Genomic DNA, 23,855 nt, shown 5'->3' with positions numbered 1-23,855 from the left:
TTTGCATCAAGTTTTCCAATACAAATATTTATGTTAAGAAGAGGTTTATACACATTGTTATCATGCCTGATACTCGCAGGTTGCGATATGATAGATTACCACCCATACGATGTACGTATCAGTGGTGAAACGGCTGTCAATGCTCATAATATTGAGCAGATAGAAACAAATTGCAAAAGCAAAACTACACTGCGTTTTATCACAATGGGAGATTCACAACGCTGGTACGACGAAACAGAAGATTTCGTTAATGAAATCAACAAACGGGATGATATCGACTTCGTCATTCATGGTGGAGACATAAGTGATTTCGGTCTTACTAAAGAATTTCTCTGGCAGAGGGATATCATGAATAAATTAAAGGTTCCTTATGTTGTATTGATGGGTAATCATGATTGTTTAGGTACAGGGGCAGAGACATATAAAAAAGTATTCGGTCCATCCAATTTCTCTTTTATTGCAGGAAACGTGAAATTTATCTGTCTCAACACAAATGCATTGGAATACGATTATTCCGAACCTATCCCCGATTTCACATTCATGGAAAATGAACTGACAAACCGGAAAGATGAGTTCGAAAAGACTGTAGTAAGTATGCACGCTCCTCCCTTCGCAGATGTTTTTAATGATAATGTAGGGAAGGTATTTGAACATTACATTCTTCAGTATCCGGGCATACAGTTTTGTACTGCTGCCCACGATCATGGTTTTGGAGACAAAGTTTTTTTTGATGATGGAATGCACTACATCATAAGTGACTGTATGAAACATCGCAGCTATATCGTATTTACTATAACCCCGGAAAAATATGAATATGAATTGGTCGAATTCTAAATATATACTTCGTGCAGGAGTACTAAGTATTCTCCTGATTATTCCCTGTCTGGTATCAGCTATTTGCAGGACAGACACTATTATCAAAAATTATAAGCCCGATTCTGTACGGATAGTTATCAAATCCGATTCCGTCATTGCTTACCACACTGGTGATTCTCTATTTACGATTCTTCAGGCTGACTCGGTAATTTCGAACACAAAAGAAAGTATAGTGCATACCCGTTATGACAAACGAGTACACCGTATGCGTAAGAATTGGGAGCGCATCATTCCTACTCATTCAAAGATACAATTTGCGGGAAACATGGGATTGCTATCTTTCGGAACGGGTTGGGACTACGGAAAGCATAATCAATGGGAAACGGATCTGCTACTCGGATTTCTACCAAAATATTCGTCGAAAAAGGCAAAGATTACAATGACGCTGAAACAAAATTACATGCCTTGGAGCTTGGATTTAGGAAAAGGATTCTCTACTGAGCCTTTATCCTGCGGACTCTATTTGAATACGGTATTCGGTGATCAATTCTGGGTACACGAGCCTGATCGTTATCCAAAAGGTTATTACGGATTCTCAAGCAAAGTACGTATCCATATTTATCTAGGACAACGGCTAACTTACGAAATCGATCCTCGACGTCGATTCCTAGCAAAGTCTGTGACTTTCTTTTATGAGCTAAGCACATGTGACCTGTATCTGATTAGTGCTGTCACCAACAACTATCTGCGTCCACGAGATTACCTGAGTTTGTCTTTTGGTTTAAAGTTTCAGTGGTTATAAGATATTATGCGTAAAATTCTGAAAATTTCATGTACATTTAAAGAAGATATTGCAAAATAAAGTGTAATCCAAAACCTAGAGAAATAACTTTAAAAGTTCACTTTAAGATTCCTCCGGTATAATATTTAGGGACAGATAATTCAAATAATCAAGCTCTTCCATTGATAAGCTTTGTGCAATCTGTTCCTAAATATTTCAACTCTTACAATTAAATCATCCTTTTTATATGAATTATCATCAATTATCATGGGGTAAAATCTGATTAAGTAATACCCCCACTAAAGCAGCCAAACCTATACCAGACAACGAAAATTCTCCCCAAGTAAAAACAGCTCCTCCGATTCCAACAGTCAGAGTCAAAGAAACAATGATAATATTCCTAGTACGACTCATGTCGATACAATTATTTATTAAATTAGCAATACCCGCACAAGCTATCGTTCCGAAAAGCAACAACATAATACCTCCCAAAACAGCACTTGGAATCGATTTCAGTAATGCACTGATCTTTCCTATCACGGAGAATATAATAGCGGAAATCGCAGCAATACGGATCACTTGCGGATTGGTAATCTTCATCAGTGACATTGCTCCTGTAACTTCCGAATAAGTGGTCACAGGAGGACCACCCACCAAACCAGCTCCAAGACAAGCCAGACCATCTCCTAATAAAGTCCGGTGTAACCCGGGATCTTTCACAAAATCTCTTCCAGTAACAGTATTAACTACATAGACATCCCCAATATGCTCAATCACAGGTGCAATAGCTACCGGAATCATGAATAAAACAGGTTCCCAAGAAAATTCCGGAAAAACAAATTGCGGTAAGCCAATCCAAGCAGCCTCTCTCACTCCTGACAAGTCTAGATCATAAAAAAGCCAAGCAGCAATATAACCTACTGCAATTCCACAAAAGATAGGAATCAGTTTCAACAACCCTTTTGCCTTCATAGATACAACAACTGCTGTTATTAACGAAAGCAAAGCCAACCCCCAGTTTTCTTTTGCCATATTGACACCCGTTCCAGCCAGTGACAATCCAATCAATATAATGACAGGTCCGATCACTACCGGAGGAAATAACTTCTCTATCACCCTAACTCCCTGCCATTTGACAAGCGCACTCATCAAGAAATAAACCAGAGCCACACCTACCATTCCCGATAAAGTACCAGGTAACCCATAAAGTTCCGTGGCCTTAATGATGGGAGCAATAAATGCAAAGCTACTTCCTAAAAATATAGGAACTTTTCCCTTAGTAACCGCATGAAAAATAAGTGTACCGATACCAGCAGTAAATAAAGCTGTCGAAGGGTCAAGTCCCACCAATAATGGCACAAGTACCGTAGCTCCAAAAGCCACAAATAAGAATTGTACTCCTACCACACCCTTCCGCAAAGGAGTAAGATTGTTAGAATCCATAAGTACGATGTAGATTAATTGGGTACAAAATTAATGCTTTCAAACAATTTAACTACCTTTTCCTCGAAAAATACATCCAAACAGGACTTTTATTTGTTTTAAATAATGTGTAACTTCGCACAGTGAACACTAATTTAAGATTTATATAACTTTTATCAGTATAGTCTATGATTTTTACAGCAGAAAACATCTTACTTGTTGGCTCTATCTTACTTTTCGTCAGTATCGTAGTTGGAAAAACCGGATACCGTTTCGGAGTACCTGCTTTATTACTATTTCTTGTAGTAGGTATGCTATTTGGTAGCGACGGACTCGGACTCCAGTTTCATAATGCGAAGGAAGCACAATTTATTGGTATGGTTGCATTAAGTATCATCCTATTCTCTGGAGGTATGGATACGAAATTCAGAGAAATCAAGCCTATACTAGTTCCCGGTATTGTTCTTTCCACAGTCGGAGTTCTGCTCACAGCTCTATTTACCGGACTATTTATATGGTGGCTTTCCGGTATGAGCTGGACAAACATTTACCTGCCTATCACTACTTCCCTGCTATTAGCTTCCACCATGTCATCAACCGACTCCGCATCAGTATTCGCTATACTACGCTCACAGAAGATGAACTTGAAACATAATCTTCGTCCCATGCTAGAACTTGAAAGTGGTAGTAATGATCCGATGGCATATATGCTGACCATTGTATTGATACAATTTATCCAATCGGCAGGTATGGGAGTAGGCTCCATTATCTTCTCTTTTGCCATCCAATTCATCATAGGTGCAGCTGCAGGATACTTACTTGGCAAACTGGCCATACGTATGCTGAATAAACTCAATATCGATAACCAAGCTTTATATCCTATCCTATTGCTTGCATTCATATTCTTTACTTTTTCTATCACAGATTTACTGAAAGGTAACGGTTATCTTGCCGTATACATTGCCGGTATCATGGTAGGAAACAACAAAATCATGCACCGTAAAGAGATTTACACTTTTATGGACGGGCTCACTTGGTTGTTTCAGATTATCATGTTCCTTTGCTTGGGACTGCTTGTCAATCCACATGAAATGTTGGAAGTAGCTGTTGTAGCATTGTTGATCGGAATCTTCATGATCGTCATCGGCCGCCCTTTAAGTGTATTTTTATGCTTATTACCCTTTAAGAAGATCACAATGAAATCTCGCCTATTCGTTTCATGGGTAGGATTGCGCGGAGCAGTTCCTATTATTTTCGCCACCTATCCGGTAGTTGCAGGTGTAGAAGGTTCAAATATCATTTTCAATATAGTGTTTTTCATCACCATCGTTTCACTGATTATTCAGGGAACAACAGTTTCTTCGGTAGCCCGTTTGTTGCACCTCTCCGAACCACTTCCTAAAACGGGCAATGACTTCGGAGTAGAACTTCCCGAAGAAATAGACTCGGATCTTAGTGATATGACTGTCACAGAAAAAATGCTGGAAGAAGCAGATACTTTAAAGGATATGAACTTACCTAAAGGCACATTGGTAATGATCGTAAAACGTGGAGATGAATTTTTGATTCCGAACGGAACACTGAAATTGCATAAAGGAGATAAGCTGCTACTTATTTCCGAAAAACAAAAAGAAGAAGCTATTACGTCAGAATAACGTATGAAAGAGTATTCCATAAGGTATTAGCAAAAATAGTTTAGCTATTAGCATATATTATTATGCTAATAGCTAATTTTCTTTCACCTGTCCGCAATTAAAGATACCACCAATCTCCCTCGTTAATTAACCGTAAAACTTAGATTTAAAATTCAGTTTATGTTAATGAAATATTATTTTTTGCGCAGTTTAAAACCAAATGTGCAAAAATTCGACATGGAACAAGAACAACAGTTCATTGATTATATTGAACAAGGTATAATCAAGAATTGGGATAGAAACGCCCTGACAGACTACAAAGGAATCACTCTACAATATAAAGATGTAGCACGTAAGATAGCCAAATTTCATATTGTACTCGAAAGTGCGGGTATTCAGCCGGGTGATAAGATAGCCGTCTGCGGACGTAACAGTGCCCATTGGGGTGTTGCTTTTCTTGCAACCATTACATATGGAGCCGTAATCGTTCCTATTCTGCATGAATTTAAGGCAGACAATATTCATAATATTGTCAATCACTCCGAAGCTAAACTGCTTTTTGTTGGCAACCAAGTGTGGGAAAATTTAAATGAAGACCTCATGCCTCTATTAGAGGGTATTGCATCACTTACCGATTTTTCTCCATTGGTATCACGCAACGAAAAACTGAGTTATGCTTTCGAACATCGTAACGCCATTTACGGAGAACGTTATCCAAAATGTTTCCGTCAAGAACATATTTGTTACCGAAAAGATCGACCAGAAGAGCTTGCCGTCATCAACTATACTTCCGGAACCACAGGTTATTCTAAAGGTGTAATGCTACCCTATCGTAGTCTATGGTCTAACGTAACCTACTGTTATGAAATGCTTCCTGTAAAACCCGGTGATCACATTGTATCCACGCTACCTATGGGACATGTATTCGGTATGGTATATGACTTCTTGTATGGGTTCTCAGCAGGTGCCCATATCTACTTCCTAACACGTATGCCGTCTCCAAAGATTATTGCACAATCTTTCGCTGAAATAAAACCAAGGATTATTTCCTGCGTACCATTAATTGTCGAGAAGATTATCAAAAAAGAGATTCTTCCGAAAGTTGATAGTAAAATAGGCAAACTTTTGCTGAGAGTTCCTATTATAAATGATAAAATAAAAGCGGCAGCACGCCAAGCCGCCATGGAAATCTTTGGAGGTAACTTTGATGAAATCATTATCGGTGGTGCACCTTTTAATGCAGAAGTAGAAGCCTTTCTCAAAAAAATAGGATTCCCCTATACCATTGCATACGGTATGACCGAATGTGGTCCGATCATTTGTTCTAGTCGCTGGGATACTTTAAAACTGGCTTCCTGCGGAAAAGCAACCAGTCGAATGGAAATACGTATTGATTCACCGGATCCCAAAACTCACGCAGGAGAAATTGTTTGCAAAGGTATGAACCTTATGTTAGGTTATTATAAGAATCCAGAAGCTACCTCTCAAATAATAGATACTCATGGATGGCTTCATACTGGCGATCTTGCAACAATTGATGAAGATGGATATGTAACAGTTCGTGGACGTAGCAAAAATATGCTACTGACTTCCAGTGGACAAAATATCTATCCGGAAGAAATAGAAAGTAAGCTAAACAATATGCCGTATATATCAGAATCACTGATCGTCTTGCAACATGATAAACTGGTGGCACTTATTTATCCGGATTTCGACGATGCTTTTGCACATGGATTACAGCAAACGGACGTTGAAAAAATGATGGAAACCAATCGTACAGAGTTGAACCAGCAACTTCCTGGTTACTGCCAAATCAGCAAAATTAAAATACACTTTGAAGAGTTTGAAAAAACAGCAAAGAAATCAATCAAACGATTCATGTATCAGGAGGCTAAGGGATAGAAAAACATCTTAATGATTAACAAAAACTTCCCATTGATTGAATTCAATCTATGGGAAGTTTTTTATTTACTGTTTTTATAAAGTAAGAAAGAACAAGCTGCGGCTGTAAACACACTATAATCTAATGGAGCCTTAAAACTCGTAAAGAGTAGCATTGAAAAAGCAAAAGTTAATAATAGGATTCCACTAAAAAGAGCCTACATCTTCACTTCCCCCAATAAGGGTCCATAATCCAATTCGACCTGCAACAGCCGATAAAAACTCAGACCAATAGCTATTCTTGCAAATAAAGAAAAATAATCTATTTTTTTAATCATACCAAATACTGGTTCTATTATGTGAGTTCATATATAATTTATTTTATAATTTGACAAAGAGAAACGATAAAATGTTTTATATGATTATTACATGAGGAAATACCCGTTATGCACACAAACAGATAAATGCGAATAATAAGGCTAAAGTAATAACAACCGCTACAATCATAGAACGGTACAATCGGTACATTTTTCAGAAGCATATCCTAATTCAATGATTCTCTCCTTTCCTCATCAAGACAATTCCCCTGACCAATATCATTCTCTTCCATTCTTTTTACTTGTCCGAAACGAGATAAGGTAGAAAAAGGGTCAAAACCATTCTAAGACTCTCATTCCAAATTAGAATTTTATTAGATAAGTACAGAAAGGAAGTATTGTCACTATAAATAAAAGAAAAATATGAAAATAACAGATTTGACCAAAAAAAGTTTTGTCGAGAGAGTAGCTGATTATCAGGCTTATCCTGATCAGTGGGATTTCAAAAGTAATAAACCTTGTCTCGTAAATTTTCATGCTCCTTGATGTGGATATTGCAGAGTATTATCGAACTATTAACTCTATTTACTTACATTCTGTCCATAACCATAACCCTTTCCATAACCATATTTACCACCATACTTACCGTAGCCGTAATATCCATATTTCCGTTTAGACAAATCTTCCCCATTAATAATTGTGCACAATTCCGGCAACTTTCCACTTTCCGCCAGTTCATTAATTAGCATATATTCCCCTTTACGTGTATACCCAGAACGACACACATACACAGATAAATCAGCAACACGACCTATTACCAATGTATCAGTTACCATACCTATCGGAGCTGTATCAAGAATCACATAATCAAAACGTTCTTTCAACACTTGAATAGCTTTATCCAAAGTATCACGAGCCAGTAATTCCGTAGGATTAGGAGGAATGGTTCCACCTGGAAGAACATACAGATCAGAATTTATTCCTGAAGGTTGTATCAAGTCCACCAACTCTGTAGTAGCCGGATTTGCCAGATATTGAGTGATTCCACTTTTTTGAGGCAAAATGCTGAACACTTTATTCAATCCCGGCTTACGAAGATCAAGTCCAACAATTACCACTCTCTTACCCATTAATGAAAGGCTAATAGCAAGATTGGAAGCAACAAACGATTTCCCTTCATCACTAATGGTCGAAGTTACCATTATCACTTTTCCACCATCATGAATCATAAACTGAAGTTTTGTCCGGATATTACGGAAAGCCTCACTCATCAGGTTGTTTTGATTCTCAAATACAACTATCGAACCTTGCTTTTCCTGTTTCTCATCTGCCAGAGGAATACTTCCAACAATAGGGATTTTAGTCAACTTCTCTACATCAGTCCGATCCTCAATCTTGAATTTAAACAATCTTATCAAGAAAATAGCTGCTGCCGGTACTCCCATTCCTAGTATCAATGCAATTAAGTAAATAATTAGCCGTCTGGGAGAAACAGGAACATCATCCGCAATCGGTTCATCAATTATTTTAGCATTATTGGCAGTAGCAGCCAATGTTATAGCATTTTCTTCCCGTTTTTGCAAAAGCATTAAATAAAGTCCCGCTTTAATCTCTTGTTGACGGGTAATACTCACATATTGACGTTCCTGTCCGGGAGCATCACTAATACGACGCGAAAAGCGTTTAGCTTCACGATCCAAATCAGCTTTTGTTATAAGCAACCCTTGCAGAACTCCATTCATAGTCGCCCGTACATTCGTTTTCATTGCCTGAATACTTGCAGTCAAATTAATAATCGCAGGATTATTTTCTGTAGAAGTATTCAAAAGCCGCTTACGTTCAAGAATCAACTCATTATAACGGTCGATTTGTGTTGAAAGACCACCATCCGATAAACCAATATTCCCTGGAAGCACCTCAAACTCATTAGAAGAGTCATTGATATAGGTAACTAAGTCGTGTATCAAATTAATTTGTGTTCCGTTTGCTACGCGTTTCTTCTCATATTCCGCATTACCTTCCAAAGCTAATTCTGCATCACTACTTATATTTGTCAATCCGGCATTTCGCTTGAACGTTTCCAGCTTTTCTTCAGTATTTCCAAGTTCCTTATTAATAATCTCTATTCGGGTATTGATAAAATCACGCGTTTTCTCTGCAACTTCATTTTTGTCATTATTAGCATTCTGATTATACATCTCCAATAATTTATTGATAAAATCACGTCCACGCCGGGAATTAGTATTTTCCAAAGAAATAATAGCAACAGAAGTTGTTTTGGATGTTGGTTTTATAGTCAAAGCATTAAGATATCCCTTAGCCACTTTCATCGGTTGAGAGATCACTGCACTGACATGAGAGACTTCTTTTCTCTCTCCTGCCTGAAAGGAATCATTTATCATAAAACCAAAAGTTCCGACATCTGTAGGTAATACTGCCGGCAACTGATTAAAATTACAACTATATAAACTATCTCCAACATTCACCTTGACTTCTAAACCGTCCACTGGTGAAAACTTCATATCAATAAGCACACTTTCCGACAGTTTATCAGCCTCTTGTGGAGTCAAACTAACTATAACAGGAGAAGATTTATACAGCTCCTTTGCTGGAAATTCATCCTCATTTTTATAAGTTATATATAGTTCCAAATCATTCACCACTTTTTTAAGTAATGACTTGGAGCACAATACTTCCATCTCATTGTCCATATTTTGCGAAGCTGTAATCATACCGCCCAATCCTAGATTCTCCAACCCGATAGCAGTTCCCACATTCCCTTCCTTTTTTCATCCTTAATAATAATAGAGCCAGAAACACGATAAACCGGAGGAGTGAAGTATAAATACAACCAGGCACCCACAAAACAAAGAAATACAGATGTAATAATCCATGGCCAATAAGACAAATAACTAAAGATTAATTCCCGAAGATCAATTTCTTCTTCATTCACAACGTTTACCTCCCCGTATGAATTCTCTTTCATTATATATCTATTTTAAAATATTAAATAACAAGCTGGCAAGAGAGATTAAAATGGAAGTTGCCGAAAACCATAAACTTGTACTACTCCCAATATCGGCATTCCGCGCCTTAGCTTTATTTGGCGTCACATAGACAATATCATTTTGTTGCAGATAATAATAAGGAGAGAAAATCGTTTCTGCATTATTCAAATCCAAAGATACTATCTCTTGCTTGCCTATAGCATTTTCACGAATTAATTTGATATCATTACGAAGTCCGTACACTGTCATATCTCCTGCCATTGCCAATGCTTCCAAAAGATTCACTTTTTTCATTCGAAATAATAAATGTACCGGGATGTGCCACCTCACCAATTACTGAAATTTTATAGTTCACCATACGTACAGTAACAATAGGAGTTTCCGTTAAATAGGGTTTTAGTTTTTCCACTACCAATTGCTCTGTCTGTTTCTTTGTCAATCCTCCTACGGATAATTCTCCTAGCACAGGAAAATTGATTTTCCCATCGTTATCAACCAGATACTGTTGTAAAACGGGCTGTGTTGTTGTATAATTCAAAGTGACATTACTACCAGTGGCTACAGTCAGATTAAAAGGAGCAGCCAATTCCGGACTTGTACACGACACTACAATTGTCAGCAAGTCTTTTGGCATAATTTTAGCATCATAAAGTTTCTCCTGTTGTGTCCTTTGACATACCTCTTCTGCATCTTTCAGATAAGGCACATTCTTATACGATTGGCAAGACATCAACAATAATGTGACAGAGCACATACATACCCATACTTTCATTAACTCATCATTATTAAACAATTAAACACAGCCCGTTAAGGTTACAAAAGTGCAACCTACTCCCCTATTCTATCAATACCCCACCATTCATTGATTTCTATTCCCTCGAAATCATATTTTTTACCCCATACTTGTCCGTTACTTCTTAGGTAACGGAATACACAAAAGCAAAACCATATCAAATGAAAAAAAGAAAAACATCGACAAATACAATGTTAGAAGAGTATTTATCTTTAGTGAAAGGAATACTTATTAAAAAATAAAGCACATAAATTATAGAGTATGAAGATAAGATAATTTCATGCTCAGACATTTTTTTATCCTAAATCACTGAGATAAAGAAAAAAACAGATAAAAATTTGCTGGTTATTTATATTTTTGTATATCTTTGCGGCAGATTTAATTCCGTTACCTAAGAAGTAACAAACATACTTTAATATTGATTTTCAGGTTTTTAACTTTCACAAATTAGTTTATCACACCTCTCTTAACGTAATATAAATTCAACCGATTTACTTCTGTTCGTTCTTTTAATCCAAAGCCTTTCAAATAGATTTGCGTTGTTTTGATCGATGTATGCCCTAATGATTCGCTGATCATTTCAATAGGCACTCCCCGATACTTTGCAGTAGTCGCCCACGAATGGCGAAGCGTATAAGAAGTAACTAAAGAGCTTAAGTGCAAAGCTCTGGCAAGTCCTTTTAGACGATTATTGAATAGACGAAGAGCCGATTGATATTCACGATATGCACTTTCTTCTTTTCTCTTTTTATTCCCACTCAATACATTAAACAGATAATCAGGGTATCCAGGCAATGGAATATGTTTGCTACGAAGTTGGTTTATAAGTTCTTTTGCTGTATCCAAAACTTCTATACTCATCGGTGTCCGAGTTTTCACACGATTATAGTGCAGCACATTCTGTTGTAAAGCAGACTTCTCCATATAGGCAAAATCTACAAATGGCATCCCACAAAACTGAAACATCAGAGCAGCAATCGCCTGTGTACGCCGTAGTTGCTCTGAACCGGGATCTTCATAAAGTAACTTATGGAGCTCTCCAACAGGCAGAGCTTTTTTCTGACGTACATCCACTCCAGTATACACATCACGAAATAAACGAGGAATATAAGGAGCATTTCCCGCTTCTACTCCTCGATTATAAATACTACGAAGCATCCGCATATACGTAGAAATTGTATTAGGTTTCAATCCACATCCATAAAGATGTTGTCCGTAATGTCGCAGACACTCCCGAGTTATCTGATTAAACGATACATGTATAGTACCGCAAAAACTAGTGAAAGAATAAAGCGCATTCTTGTATACATGCGCTGTTGAATAACGGCCTTCTTTCCGTAAACGTGCAATGTACTGCTCAGCACATTGACTAAATCCATTTCTATTTTTCATTTGCATTACTTTTTATATGATACAATTCATGCCAAAAACAAATTTAATTCGCTTCCGGCTTTTAACACATATTACATAACACAAAAAAATAAGAAATAATAAAGAAGAAAGAAAACAGAAAAAACGAATCTATATAGTAAGAATCAAATAACGCAGTAAATTATTTTTCTAACAATTGCAAGAGGGTTAATATTACTTTTCCCTATATCATAATACCTAAATCAGATTTCTCAAAAAGTTGATATATTATAATGAGAATCATACTCATTAAAAAGCATAGTTGTCAATAAATAAGACTCATTACATAAATAAAAAAGGTTGCCAATAGCAGTAATTGACAACCTAGGACTTATATGAGCGGAAAACGAGACTCGAACTCGCGACCCTAACCTTGGCAAGGTTATGCTCTACCAACTGAGCTATTTCCGCAAACTAAATTTCTTTTTTCTTCTTCAGCGATCTGAATGAGTGGTGCCCAGAACAGGACTCGAACCTGCATGCCTCGCGACACACGCACCTGAAACGTGCGCGTCTACCAATTCCGCCACCTGGGCAAAACTTAGTTACAATATTTCAAAGAAATAAGAGCGGAAAACGAGACTCGAACTCGCGACCCTAACCTTGGCAAGGTTATGCTCTACCAACTGAGCTATTTCCGCAAAACCCTTTAATTACCTGTGAAGAGAAGGAGACTCGAACTCCCACGACATAACTGTCACTACCCCCTCAAAGTAGCGCGTCTACCAATTCCGCCACCTCTCCAGAATTAAAGTTAAAATTCTGTGCCCAGAACAGGACTCGAACCTGCATGCCTCTCGACACACGCACCTGAAACGTGCGCGTCTACCAATTCCGCCACCTGGGCAAAGATTTATTTCCAACACTTCAAAGAAAACATGAGCGGAAAACGAGACTCGAACTCGCGACCCTAACCTTGGCAAGGTTATGCTCTACCAACTGAGCTATTTCCGCATTTTTTCGTTTGCGGTTGCAAAGGTAGACAAATTCCGTAAACCTGCAAACATTCTGCTTACTTTTTTCACAGTAATATATTCCACTCTATACCTACCACAAAACAATCGTTTTGATTATCAACTCATTCTATTACGATAATCTTCGTAAGAAAATTGCTTGTATATTTCAGCCTTCCCTTCTTTCGTCCAAAGAGCTATAGCTGGGTGATGGATACCGTTAAACATATTTGTCTTCACCATCGTATAATGAATCATATCTTCAAACACAATTTGTTCACCAATCTGCAACTCATGATCGAAACTCCAAAGTCCCATATAATCCCCACTCAAACAGGAGTTTCCACCAAGGCGGTAGATATACTTCCCTTCATTTCCCATTTCCGCACCACGAACAGCCGGCTGATATGGCATTTCCAGACAATCGGGCATATGACAAGTAAAACTAACATTTAAGATAGCAGTTTTAATTCCACGACTCTCTACAATATCCACGACTTCAGAAGTCAGTACTCCTGTCTGCCAAGTAAAAGCCGAACCCGGTTCAAGGATAATTTGTAAATGAGGATAACGTGCTTTTAACCCTTGTAACAGTTTTATCAGGTGTGTTGTATCATAATCTTTACGAGTCATTAGATGACCGCCACCTAGGTTTAACCACTTTAATTGGGGAAACCAACGAGCAAATTTTTCTTCCAGGTGTTGCAAGGTACGTTCTAACTCAAAGGAAGAAGATTCACAATGGCAGTGGCAATGAAAGCCTTCAATACCTTTCGGTAAAATCTCAGGTAGTAAATCAGCAGTAATCCCGAAACGAGTACCGGGTGCACAAGGATTATAAAGTTCCGTTTCTACTTCCGAATATTCGGGATTAACACGTATACCACATGAAATGTCATTCTTCTCTGCTACTATCATCGGATAAAAACGTTGAAATTGTGACAAAGAATTAAATGTGATATGACTGCTGCAACGCATTATTTCCGGAAAATCCTGTTCTGTATATGCCGGAGAATAAGTATGTGCCTTGCTCCCAAATTCCTCGAATGCTAAACGAGCTTCATAAACAGAACTTGCCGTAGAATGATCAATATATTCACGAAATATAGGAAAAGAACGCCACATGGCAAATGACTTAAAAGCCAGAATAATCTCCACTCCTGCCCTGTCAGCCACATTTTTGATCAAACTTAAATTCTTTCTGAGTAGTTCTTCTTCCATGATATAACAAGGAGAAGGAAATTGGGTAAAATCTATCATATATAATTCTTATCTAAATAAAAACGTTCAATTCTAACGTGTCTGCAAAAATACAACACTTTTTCATTTTAAGGTTAATACCGATAAAAAAATAAAATATTCAAGTTTCACCTCATTACTTCACATTAAAATCAAAATAGCTCATAATTATTTATAATCAAGAACAAACAAAGAGATAAAAACTTTTATGTTATTTCTTTAAACAATAAATTACCAGTAAAGTCCCTCCCTCTTTCAAATATTTACATTGTTTTCCGACAATACAACATTCTTTGCTCGATCATAAAAGAAATAATTATTCCTAAATATGGTAGCATAATACGGTCTGACAACTGTTAAAACTTTAATAAATGAGATTACTTATTTTTTATTAAGATATAAAATTCTGAAAACTTTTTCTTATTTTTGACCTTATATCTATAAGCAAAATTGTTTTATCCTAAATTCCGAAATGAATATGAATAAAGATTTAAGAAAAGTAGTAATTCTCCTGGCGCATCCAAACTTCAGAGAATCGCAGGCTAATAAAGCATTACTTGATGCAGTTAAAGACATCGAAGGCGTAGCTATATTTAATCTCTACGATATGCAGGAGCCAAGTTTTAATGTAGACGAATGGAGCAAAATTATTTCTGAAGCTTCTGCTGTCATCTACCAGTTTCCATTCTATTGGATGTCTGCTCCCTCTTTGCTGAAAAAATGGCAAGACGAAGTTTTCACTTTCTTATCTAAAACTCCTGCAGTAGCTGGAAAGCCACTGACAGTAGTAACAACAACAGGCTCTGAATACGAAGCATATCGAAGTGGTGGAAGAAACCGCTTCACCACAGATGAACTTTTACGCCCTTATCAAGTGAGTGCTATTCATTCGGGAATGTCATGGCAAACACCTATTGTTATTTACGGAATGGGAACAGTAGATGCAGGCAAGAATATTGCCGAAGGCGCCAATTTATATAAACAACGGATAAAAATACTTATCGGTAGTAGCAATGCCGGAAATAATTGGTAAATTCATAATATGGTTCAAACAAGATTTCATGATCATCTTGCCAATTATAGAAATAGCTCTATTAAAAAGTTACACATAGTTACATATATTGTAAGAAGACTTACATTATACAGTAAAATGAATCAGGAAAAATAAAAAAAGAATATGTATTAAGATAGGAAGTAAAACAAAAAAGTCCAAAGTTAATCCAAGACATTACAAACCTCTATAACTAAAATCAGTTTCACTCTATTGAAACTAATAGTTCCATGCCTTGAAACTAAAAGTTTCCCTGCATGAAACCAACAGTTTCTCCTTATGAAACTGATAAAATAACAGGTTCTTTTTCATTTGACAAATGGAACAAACAGGGATAAAAAGCATCTTTCATATAACATGATTAATATAAACAAAAGCCATCTCGGAGACGCTTACTGTATGGATAATAAATCGGATGATAGGTGATAGATGTGGTGATAGGTTAAAAAATAACCTATCACCACCAAAACACCGATGAATAAAGAGTTATAGAAGATTGGTGATAGGTTGATAGAGAAAATGATATTTTTACTGTGGAGGTGGAATTTAAGACTTAATCAACTATTGCAATGATATTATACCTAAATTCAAATCTGTTGTTTATGATTATAGATTTGATCAATCTATTATATTACAAACAAAATATGCTATTACCAAACAAAATTTATACTATGAGCAAAATAACAAATGGTAATAGCTAAATGATAAAGAACTAGCAAATAGCTCCAGCATTATCGTTCTGCACGTTGAGTAGGCAATGCAAACTCCTGTGCATCACAAATATTTCCATTTTCATCGGACACAGCTACGCGGAAAGTAACTTCACCGTCTTTCAATTTAGGACCGGCATAAATGGTCGCTGTATAACGGAATCCTTCACCAGGCAGAATTTCCTCAACCATTACAGACGGAGAAATACCAATATGTTTCACTTTACCAACAGTCTCCACAATAGGAACAACATCATATACTGGAGTCTTCCCTTCATTCATTACCTCAAAAATAATTTTACTACTCTCTCCTGCGTCAATCACATGATTACGGTTATCATCAATAAAACGAATTTTACGCAACTTCAACTGAGGTGAGGGGCGTTGTATCTGCGGACGAGTGCGGGATTTTGTATAAACCTCTCTCACTTCAGGAACATAGGCATACTCTTCTACCGGTTCTTGTTTGGGAGTCGTCAAAGCATTACCAATTGCAGCACCGGCAATGGTACCTACAATATTTCCAATAGCAGAGCCACGATATCCACCTCTCCAACCATGATTATTATCACCAATCAGTCCACCAATGGAACTACCCAAACCGCCACCGATGGCAGCACCCGCCATAATTGCTCCCGGATTTCCCATACGTCCCGATGCACATCCACTCAAAATTAGAGCGGAAAGCAAAATCACTGTTACTTGTTTCTTCATGACACCTATAATATTTGAGTATTTGAATCTACTATTTTAAAACGTGCAAAACGCAGCAATAGTTGTTTGTCACCTGCATTTTTGAAGTGAATAGTTGCTTTTGCATTATCACCAGTACCTTCCACTTTTACAACTTCTCCCAAACCAAAACGTTCATGTTCAATCATCTGTCCCGCACTGATTCCCTGTATAGGAGACTGACTTGATGAAGTAGCAGAAGTATTATTATTACTTACAGAACTTACTTTCTTCAGATTTCTCGGCACCGTAGGTGCAATAATTTGTTCTTTCGGACGCCGTTCCTGTTCTGAAGAAAAATTGCCCAATGGTGTACGTTTAGATGAAGCAGAACGAGTAAATCCCCCTTCAATCTCTCGTCGGAAACGCCCCGCCCCTTCATCAACTGAGCGACTGACTCCTACTTCATGTGGTAACTGAAGATAATGCATATCAATATCACGCAAGAAGCGGCTCGGACTTCCAAATTCCATCTTTCCATAACGAAAACGAGTTTTGGCAAAAGACAAAAAACAATGCTCTTCCGCGCGAGTAATGGCTACATAAAACAGACGGCGTTCTTCTTCCAATGCACGAGGAGAATCTCCTACCATACCACTAGGAAATAAGTTCTCTTCTAAACCAACTACAAAAACATTCTTAAATTCTAGTCCTTTGGCAGAATGTACGGTCATTAAAGTTATCTTTTCTCCATCATCGGCTTTATCCGAATCCTGATCTGTAAGCAAAGCTATCTCTGAAAGAAAATCTGTTAATGAGATATTAGGATTTCCTTCCTCCTGACGCAAAGCACAGAAATCGTTTATACCATTTACCAACTCCTCTATGTTTTCTTTACGACTGAGATTCTCAGGTGAAGTATCCTGACAAACATCATTGATTATACCCGATTGACGAATGATATCCGTACCTATCTCATATGCATTCTTATCAGATTGGTCTGCAATAAATCCTTCTATCAACTCATGAAATCCTTGCAATTTTGTATGAGTTCCTTTATTAATTGCCAAGCCGTAACTCAATGGCTCACAAAGTACGTTCCAAAGACTTACACTATTATCTGTAGCAGCTGTTATGATTTTCCCCACAGTGGTATCACCAATGCCACGAGCAGGATAATTAATAATACGCTTGAACGCCTCTTCATCATTCGGATTGACCACCAAACGAAAATAAGCAATCACATCTTTTATCTCCTTACGTTGATAAAACGAAAGCCCACCATAGATTTTATAAGGTATGCTCCGCTTTCGAAGAGCCTCTTCAAAAATACGGCTTTGTGCATTCGTACGATATAAAATGGCAAAATCCGCATAACTGTAATCATTAACTCGTCGTAATTCTGCTATTTTATTCGCTACAATATCCCCTTCTTCCACATCACTATAAGCTTGAAATACTCCTATCAGTTCACCCTTCTCTTTCTCCGAAAATACTTCTTTCCGAATCTGACGTTCATTCTTCTTGATCAAACTATTAGCAGCACAAACAATGGTCTGGGTAGACCGATAATTTTGTTCAAGCTTAAATACTTTTGTGTTAGGATATACTTTCGTAAAATATAGAATATTATCAATATCGGCTCCACGAAAAGAATAGATACTCTGTGCATCGTCTCCTACCACGCAAACATGCTGATTCTCTTTAGTCAATTGCAGGACAATACTGTGTTGAGCAAAATTTGTATCTTGATACTCATCTACAAGAACGTAACGAAATTGATCGCGATAACGAGCCAACACTTCCGGAAAATCACGAAATAAAATATAAGTATAGAACAACAAATCATCAAAATCCATTGCTCCTGCCTGACGACATCTGTCCCAATATCGACTATAAATATCACGAATAGCAGGCATTTTAGCTGCCGCATCTCCTTCATAAGCTTCTTTATTTGCTGCATAACCGGCAGGAGAAACCAAGTGGTTTTTAGCATTAGAGATACGTGCTTGTATCGATCCCGGCTTATAGGTTTTCTCATCCAGCCCCATTTCCTTAATAATAGAACGAAGCAGACTTTTACTATCAGCCGAATCGTAAATAGTAAACTGAGAAGTAAATCCTATATGGTGTGCTTCTGCACGAAGAATACGTGAAAATACAGAATGAAAAGTCCCCATCCATAAATAACGTGCCAGTTTCATACCCACTTGACGGCCTATACGCTCTTTCATCTCGCGAGCAGCTTTGTTGGTAAAAGTCAGAGCAAGGATATTCCATGGATTATAACCATTCTCCTTCTCTAACAAATATGCTATTTTATAAGTCAATACACGAGTTTTTCCGGAACCTGCACCGGCTATTACCAATGAAGGTCCGTCATCATAAGTCACTGCATTATATTGACTCTCATTTAATTCCTCTATATAATTGGTATTCATAACAGCATTATAAAAACTATGGGGATTTTTAACAAACCCTTAGCGTCCTAAATTGTTTCAATAGGACAAAAGTATAATAATCATTTGACAATGAAGATATTTTTGTGAATTTTCATCACTAACAATTTTAACCTAATCCCCAAAACAATGAAAAAGAATATATTATTAACAATCATTTGGGGCCTTTGCCTTGCCACGTGTATCCCAGAGGCTATGGCACAAAAACAAGGCCGTATGGAAAAACTTCTAAGGTATCTGAACGATAATGACACTGCGAAGTGGCAGAAAAATCGGGAGAAACTTGACAACGAGACGCAGACATATTATGCTGGTTCTCTGTCATTAATGGATATTCTCGATCAATTATGGAAAAAACAAAGTGAACAGGCTGCTACCAACTATTTCGGACGTTACGAAAGAGCAGCCGAAGCTTACTTTCCTGCAATCTGTGAAGCTGAGAATATAGAATTATCTAATATACGAAACAGAGCCGATAAATCAATTATCGATATCTTAGAGGTATCGAAAAATAAAATACCTTTCAGCCGAGTACTTTTGGACAGTATCCGTACTACTGGTTATCCAATGGACTCTACTATGCTGGAGAAAATAAAAAGTATCCGCGAATTAGCATTGATGGAAAATATGTTGAGTACACCTACTCTTCAAACATATCAAATTTATATCAAAGAATACCCAAACGGGAAATATCTCTCTCAAGTCAATACAGCAGAAAACAAACGGCGTTATCAGCTTGTAAAAAGTACTCCCAATCCGGATAATTTCAAAGCATTTTTTGAAGACACAGCGATGCAAAAGTTTTTCCAAGATAAAGGACCCCGTCCTTATCTCAGTGAAGTTCGCGCACTCTATGATGATTTTCTGTTCCAAAATATCGATACACTTCAAAAGAAAGGAGATGCAACCGCTATCCGGCAAATCATTGATGAATATAAAGATTCACCATATCTGACGTCTTCCGAACGAAGTCATTTAAACGAACTTGAGTTTATTAGTGAGAAGGCAGATTTTGAGCTACTGAAACCGACTTTAACTAGTTCCGAATCACTCAACCTATTAAAAAAGTTCCTTGCAACACATAAATATAAAGAATTTCGCGATCAGGCGAATGCATTGCGTCAAGGATTTATTTTGCAAAAAATCGTCTCTACTCCCAATTGTGTGAAGTATTATAATCAGGGACGCTTGACAAAAGTATGCGAAAGCGATAGTACTGGCATTCGTTCGACAACGTACTCGTACAACGATAAAGGGCAAGTCTTATCAATTGTATCCCTCACAGAGAAAAATGGTCAGATCATTAATCAGATAAAAACCAGTATGCTATACGACCCACTTGGACACTGCATCTTCGAAGTAAAAACGGACCCCAAAACTCAAACAGATTTTTACCGGAGAATACGTCACTTTAGTTCTGATGGAAGTATTGAAAGCGATTCGCTTAAGTATATGGACGGGAAATTAGTTACCAGTAATTATAACAAGCAAGGATTACTAACGGAAGTGAAAGAATATGATAAAAATGGAGAACTACAAACATCTACCATAAATAAATATGATGATAAAGGAAGATTACTGGAATCACAACACCAGAATCTACAATTTACCAACTCTCCTGCTCAGATACTTTCACAAAAAGAAATATATGAGTACGATAAATATGGTTATCTGAACAGGATAGTCTATCAACGGATTTCCAGCAATAACCAAAAGACTGATGGATACCTAACCTGTATATACGATGAATATGGTAACCGTATTGATGGTAACTCCTATTATGAATATGATAATACTGGGCAATGGATATGCCGGACTAATTATGATAACCCCAATGATACGGAACGTATCCAATATATTTATAAGTAAAGAAAAGAGGTAATGAACTTTTTTATCTTAGGAGTTGTTATTACTATATAAAACATCCATTTAAAATTTGGACAATATGAATACTATACTAATGTCTTTAATATTTATGACCATGACTTACGAAATGCCTAAACTTCCATATGCAAACAATGCGTTGGAACCTGTAATCAGTCAGCAAACAATTGATTTCCACTACGGTAAACACTTACAAACGTATGTAAATAACCTCAACAGCCTTGTGCCGGGAACAGAATATGAAGGTAAAACAGTTGAAGAGATTGTTGCAACCGCTCCTGATGGAGCTATCTTCAATAATGCCGGACAGGTATTGAATCATAATTTATACTTCTTGCAATTTGCTCCTAAACCTTCGAAGAAGGAACCAACAGGAAAATTGGCAGAAGCTATCAAACGTGATTTCGGAAGTTTCGATAACTTCAAGAAAGAATTCAATGCCGCTGCGGTTGGCTTATTCGGTTCCGGATGGGCTTGGTTATCAGTAGACAAGAACGGTAAACTCCATATCACCAAAGAAGCTAACGGCAGTAACCCGGTACGTGCCGGATTGAAACCTCTTCTCGGATTTGATGTTTGGGAACACTCCTATTATTTGGATTACCAAAACCGTCGTGCCGATCATGTGAACGAACTGTGGAACATCATTGATTGGGATGTGGTAGAAAAAAGGATGTAGCCAGTCTTTTTTAAATAAAACTAAACTATTAAGAGGTCGCTGTGAAAAATTCTACAGCGATCTCTTTTTACTTATTTTATTACATATTAAATTACAGGGACACAGGTCTTGAATTATCTATCTGTAAACTAACGACACAACGTTTAGAAAATGATATATGGATGGATAAGAATTATAAAAATGGAGCGAGATTAGTATTTTCCCATCACATCACAAAACCGAAATCAATAGAAATATGAAAAAAATCAGTTAATTTGATGTTTTTCTGTTTCTTTTTCACTTACTTTGTCGTCGTAAAGACAAAGGGGTGCCCAAAAGGCTGAGATTATACCCTAATAACCTGATACAGTTAGCACTGGCGTAGGGATTGTGTTTCTTCTTATCACCTTCAATAAAAGCACGCTCTTTGTATTTACTTTCAACTTATTTAGATTAATAGGAAAATGAAAGTACAAGTAAACAACAAAGAGGTGGAAATTGATTCAGCTTCTACCCTTACACAACTGATTACGCAATTGGAACTTCCGTCTCAAGGTATTGCTGTTGCCATTAACAACAAGATGATCCCTCGTACTGAATGGGAGTGTTTTTTGCTCCAAGAGAATGATAATCTGGTAATTATTAAAGCAGCCTGCGGAGGGTAACCAAATGATCAGTTTACAATTTATTACTCACCAGACCGATATATATTCTTATTTTGAATCGGCATGCCTGGCACTCAAAGGAGGATGTAAGTGGATTCAGCTACGTATGAAAGATATTCCTCTTGAAGAAGTTGAAGCCGTGGCACTCCAACTAAAACCACTTTGCAAAGAACACAATGCTATCTTAGTGTTAGACGATCATGTCGAATTAGCTAAAAAGCTAGAAGTAGACGGGGTCCATCTGGGCAAGAAAGACATGCCTATCGACCAAGCCCGACTAATCCTTGGTGAAGCATTCATCATTGGTGGTACTGCTAATACATTTGAAGACGTCTTACAACATTATCGTGCCGGAGCTGATTATCTGGGTATAGGTCCTTTCCGATTCACTACCACTAAAAAGAATTTAAGTCCTGTTCTGGGACTAGAAGGTTATTCTTCTATCATTTCACAAATGAGAGAGGCTAATATAGAATTACCGATAGTTGCAATAGGAGGAATCACCTATGAGGACATTCCTGATATACTCCGAACTGGTGTAAACGGAATTGCCCTTTCAGGTACTATTTTACGAGCAGAAAATCCAGTGGCAGAGACTAAGAGGATTCTGGACTGGCATTAATTTTCTTGTTCACTCCATCATACAAAGAGTAATCCATCATTTAGAAAATTCATCATTCAAAATTACCATAATATGGAAAAGTTAGTAATTGCGGGACGTGAGTTCAATTCCCGCCTTTTCCTGGGAACAGGAAAATTCAACTCCAATGAAGTAATGGAACAGGCCATTCTAGCCTCAAGCACAGAGATGGTAACCGTAGCAATGAAACGTATCGACATGGACAACAAAGAGGATGATATGCTGAAACATATCATTCACCCCCATATCCAGTTGTTGCCTAATACTTCCGGTGTACGCGATGCAGAGGAAGCAGTATTTGCCGCACAACTTGCTCGAGAAGCATTTGGAACAAATTGGCTGAAGCTCGAAATTCACCCTGATCCGCGTTATCTACTCCCCGATTCTATGGAGACTCTGAAAGCAACAGAACAATTAGTGAAACTTGGTTTTATTGTACTTCCTTATTGCCAAGCAGATCCTGTACTATGCAAACGTCTGGAAGAAGCTGGTGCTGCCACCGTAATGCCTCTCGGAGCTCCGATCGGTACCAACAAGGGATTACAAACCAAAGAGTTCCTGCAAATTATTATTGAGCAAGCTGGCATTCCTGTAGTTGTAGATGCGGGTATCGGTGCACCAAGTCATGCAGCAGAAGCAATGGAACTAGGTGCATCTGCCGTTTTGGTAAATACTGCAATAGCGGTAGCCGGAAATCCGATAGAAATGGCAAAAGCATTCAAAGCTGCAACTGAAGCCGGAGGGCAAGCATACGAAGCAGGTTTAGGATTACGAGCAGACAACTTCGTAGCAGAAGCCAGTTCACCATTAACTGCATTCTTGAATAAGTAAAAATGAATACTTCAATTGATATTTATTACTC

The 23,855-nt window shown here is 37.5% G+C and carries 15 protein-coding genes, 6 tRNA genes, 3 pseudogenes and 1 riboswitch; of the genes and pseudogenes, 11 read left to right on the top strand and 13 right to left on the bottom strand.

Annotation, left to right across the window (positions count from 1 at the left end; all coding sequences use genetic code 11):
- The first annotated feature begins 30 nt into the window (after positions 1–30).
- Positions 31–834: a metallophosphoesterase family protein gene (locus JCM17102_RS00680; protein ID WP_025073579.1), complete on the top strand. Its 804-nt coding sequence runs from the start codon at positions 31–33 to the stop codon at positions 832–834.
- Positions 815–1,618 (top strand): hypothetical protein, encoded by an 804-nt coding sequence (locus JCM17102_RS00675; RefSeq protein WP_025073578.1) that lies wholly within the window; start codon positions 815–817, stop codon positions 1,616–1,618. The genes JCM17102_RS00680 and JCM17102_RS00675 overlap by 20 nt, the downstream gene beginning before the upstream one ends.
- 237 nt (positions 1,619–1,855) lie before the next feature.
- Here JCM17102_RS00675 and JCM17102_RS00670 read toward each other — a convergent pair whose 3' ends face one another.
- Positions 1,856–3,040 carry a uracil-xanthine permease family protein gene (locus JCM17102_RS00670; protein WP_025073577.1) on the bottom strand — a complete coding sequence of 395 codons (1,185 nt, stop codon included), beginning with the start codon at positions 3,038–3,040 and terminating at the stop codon, positions 1,856–1,858.
- A 167-nt stretch (positions 3,041–3,207) separates the two neighbouring features.
- Between JCM17102_RS00670 and JCM17102_RS00665 the strand changes: the two genes are divergently transcribed.
- The 3 genes and pseudogenes from JCM17102_RS00665 to JCM17102_RS21245 all read left to right on the top strand — a co-directional run.
- Entirely contained in the window at positions 3,208–4,674 is a 1,467-nt protein-coding gene (locus JCM17102_RS00665; protein ID WP_025073576.1) for a potassium/proton antiporter, read from the top strand.
- Positions 4,675–4,890: 216 nt separating this feature from the next.
- Entirely contained in the window at positions 4,891–6,555 is a 1,665-nt protein-coding gene (locus JCM17102_RS00660) for a long-chain fatty acid--CoA ligase (protein ID WP_025073575.1), read from the top strand.
- A 719-nt stretch (positions 6,556–7,274) separates the two neighbouring features.
- A pseudogene (locus JCM17102_RS21245) lies at positions 7,275–7,394 on the top strand (thiol reductase thioredoxin); the annotation flags it as partial.
- 38 nt (positions 7,395–7,432) lie between these two features.
- Here the strand turns inward: JCM17102_RS21245 and JCM17102_RS25580 are convergent.
- The 10 genes and pseudogenes from JCM17102_RS25580 to nspC form a co-directional block, all read right to left on the bottom strand.
- A pseudogene (locus JCM17102_RS25580) lies at positions 7,433–9,837 on the bottom strand (GumC family protein).
- A gap of 7 nt (positions 9,838–9,844) precedes the next feature.
- Positions 9,845–10,631: pseudogene (locus JCM17102_RS25575) on the bottom strand (polysaccharide biosynthesis/export family protein).
- Positions 10,632–11,099: 468 nt separating this feature from the next.
- Positions 11,100–12,050: a tyrosine-type DNA invertase cluster 3b gene (locus JCM17102_RS00640; protein ID WP_025073574.1), complete on the bottom strand. Its 951-nt coding sequence runs from the start codon at positions 12,048–12,050 to the stop codon at positions 11,100–11,102.
- A 350-nt stretch (positions 12,051–12,400) separates the two neighbouring features.
- Positions 12,401–12,473: transfer RNA gene (locus JCM17102_RS00635), tRNA-Gly, on the bottom strand.
- A 40-nt stretch (positions 12,474–12,513) separates the two neighbouring features.
- A tRNA-Leu gene (locus tag JCM17102_RS00630) sits at positions 12,514–12,598 on the bottom strand.
- A 32-nt stretch (positions 12,599–12,630) separates the two neighbouring features.
- Positions 12,631–12,703: transfer RNA gene (locus tag JCM17102_RS00625), tRNA-Gly, on the bottom strand.
- Between the two features lie 19 nt (positions 12,704–12,722).
- Positions 12,723–12,806, bottom strand: a tRNA-Leu gene (locus tag JCM17102_RS00620).
- A gap of 21 nt (positions 12,807–12,827) precedes the next feature.
- Positions 12,828–12,909: transfer RNA gene (locus JCM17102_RS00615), tRNA-Leu, on the bottom strand.
- 34 nt (positions 12,910–12,943) lie between these two features.
- Positions 12,944–13,016 (bottom strand) — tRNA-Gly (locus JCM17102_RS00610).
- A gap of 119 nt (positions 13,017–13,135) precedes the next feature.
- On the bottom strand, positions 13,136–14,275 hold the full coding sequence (nspC, locus tag JCM17102_RS00605; protein WP_025073573.1) for a carboxynorspermidine decarboxylase: 1,140 nt from the start codon (positions 14,273–14,275) through the stop codon (positions 13,136–13,138).
- Between the two features lie 457 nt (positions 14,276–14,732).
- On the opposite strand from nspC, the gene JCM17102_RS00600 reads away from it, so the two are divergent.
- On the top strand, positions 14,733–15,287 hold the full coding sequence (locus tag JCM17102_RS00600) for an NAD(P)H-dependent oxidoreductase (RefSeq protein WP_025073572.1): 555 nt from the start codon (positions 14,733–14,735) through the stop codon (positions 15,285–15,287).
- Positions 15,288–16,036: 749 nt separating this feature from the next.
- Here JCM17102_RS00600 and JCM17102_RS00595 read toward each other — a convergent pair.
- Positions 16,037–16,729, bottom strand: coding sequence for a YMGG-like glycine zipper-containing protein (locus JCM17102_RS00595; protein ID WP_025073571.1), 693 nt, complete (start codon positions 16,727–16,729; stop codon positions 16,037–16,039).
- 5 nt (positions 16,730–16,734) lie between these two features.
- Positions 16,735–19,128 (bottom strand): ATP-dependent helicase, encoded by a 2,394-nt coding sequence (locus JCM17102_RS00590; RefSeq protein WP_025073570.1) that lies wholly within the window; start codon positions 19,126–19,128, stop codon positions 16,735–16,737.
- A gap of 147 nt (positions 19,129–19,275) precedes the next feature.
- Here JCM17102_RS00590 and JCM17102_RS00585 point away from each other — a divergent pair, with 147 nt between their 5' ends.
- The 5 genes from JCM17102_RS00585 (at position 19,276) to JCM17102_RS00565 (ending at position 23,824) form a co-directional block, all read left to right on the top strand.
- Positions 19,276–21,015, top strand: coding sequence for a hypothetical protein (locus JCM17102_RS00585; protein ID WP_025073569.1), 1,740 nt, complete (start codon positions 19,276–19,278; stop codon positions 21,013–21,015).
- A gap of 76 nt (positions 21,016–21,091) precedes the next feature.
- On the top strand, positions 21,092–21,709 hold the full coding sequence (locus JCM17102_RS00580; RefSeq protein WP_025073568.1) for a superoxide dismutase: 618 nt from the start codon (positions 21,092–21,094) through the stop codon (positions 21,707–21,709).
- Positions 21,710–22,002: 293 nt separating this feature from the next.
- Positions 22,003–22,093, top strand: a riboswitch (TPP riboswitch).
- Between the two features lie 59 nt (positions 22,094–22,152).
- Entirely contained in the window at positions 22,153–22,353 is a 201-nt protein-coding gene (gene thiS / locus JCM17102_RS00575; protein WP_025073567.1) for a sulfur carrier protein ThiS, read from the top strand.
- Positions 22,354–22,357: 4 nt separating this feature from the next.
- Positions 22,358–22,975: a thiamine phosphate synthase gene (locus JCM17102_RS00570; protein ID WP_025073566.1), complete on the top strand. Its 618-nt coding sequence runs from the start codon at positions 22,358–22,360 to the stop codon at positions 22,973–22,975.
- Between the two features lie 72 nt (positions 22,976–23,047).
- Complete coding sequence (locus tag JCM17102_RS00565) at positions 23,048–23,824, top strand: thiazole synthase (RefSeq protein WP_025073565.1); 777 nt, start codon at positions 23,048–23,050, stop codon at positions 23,822–23,824.
- The last annotated feature ends 31 nt before the right edge of the window (positions 23,825–23,855 follow it).

Origin of the sequence: Bacteroides faecichinchillae JCM 17102, from assembly GCF_000614145.1 — a bacterium.
In the GTDB taxonomy this organism is placed as follows: domain Bacteria; phylum Bacteroidota; class Bacteroidia; order Bacteroidales; family Bacteroidaceae; genus Bacteroides; species Bacteroides faecichinchillae.
The sequence above is the reverse complement of the archived record's forward strand: the minus strand, read 5'-3'. Positions and strand labels throughout refer to the sequence as shown.

Bases quoted from the DNA above. Each gene is read 5' to 3' on its own strand.
- JCM17102_RS00595 (WP_025073571.1), bottom strand. From the start codon at position 16,729: ATGAAGAAACAAGTAACAGTGATTTTGCTTTCCGCTCTAATTTTGAGT.
- JCM17102_RS00675 (WP_025073578.1), top strand. From the start codon at position 815: ATGAATTGGTCGAATTCTAAATATATACTTCGTGCAGGAGTACTAAGT.
- JCM17102_RS00665 (WP_025073576.1), top strand. From the start codon at position 3,208: ATGATTTTTACAGCAGAAAACATCTTACTTGTTGGCTCTATCTTACTT.
- nspC (WP_025073573.1), bottom strand. From the start codon at position 14,275: ATGATAGATTTTACCCAATTTCCTTCTCCTTGTTATATCATGGAAGAA.
- thiS (WP_025073567.1), top strand. From the start codon at position 22,153: ATGAAAGTACAAGTAAACAACAAAGAGGTGGAAATTGATTCAGCTTCT.
- JCM17102_RS00640 (WP_025073574.1), bottom strand. From the start codon at position 12,050: ATGCAAATGAAAAATAGAAATGGATTTAGTCAATGTGCTGAGCAGTAC.
- JCM17102_RS00660 (WP_025073575.1), top strand. From the start codon at position 4,891: ATGGAACAAGAACAACAGTTCATTGATTATATTGAACAAGGTATAATC.
- JCM17102_RS00670 (WP_025073577.1), bottom strand. From the start codon at position 3,040: ATGGATTCTAACAATCTTACTCCTTTGCGGAAGGGTGTGGTAGGAGTA.
- JCM17102_RS00565 (WP_025073565.1), top strand. From the start codon at position 23,048: ATGGAAAAGTTAGTAATTGCGGGACGTGAGTTCAATTCCCGCCTTTTC.
- JCM17102_RS00590 (WP_025073570.1), bottom strand. From the start codon at position 19,128: ATGAATACCAATTATATAGAGGAATTAAATGAGAGTCAATATAATGCA.
- JCM17102_RS00680 (WP_025073579.1), top strand. From the start codon at position 31: ATGTTAAGAAGAGGTTTATACACATTGTTATCATGCCTGATACTCGCA.
- JCM17102_RS00580 (WP_025073568.1), top strand. From the start codon at position 21,092: ATGAATACTATACTAATGTCTTTAATATTTATGACCATGACTTACGAA.
- JCM17102_RS00570 (WP_025073566.1), top strand. From the start codon at position 22,358: ATGATCAGTTTACAATTTATTACTCACCAGACCGATATATATTCTTAT.
- JCM17102_RS00600 (WP_025073572.1), top strand. From the start codon at position 14,733: ATGAATAAAGATTTAAGAAAAGTAGTAATTCTCCTGGCGCATCCAAAC.
- JCM17102_RS00585 (WP_025073569.1), top strand. From the start codon at position 19,276: ATGAAAAAGAATATATTATTAACAATCATTTGGGGCCTTTGCCTTGCC.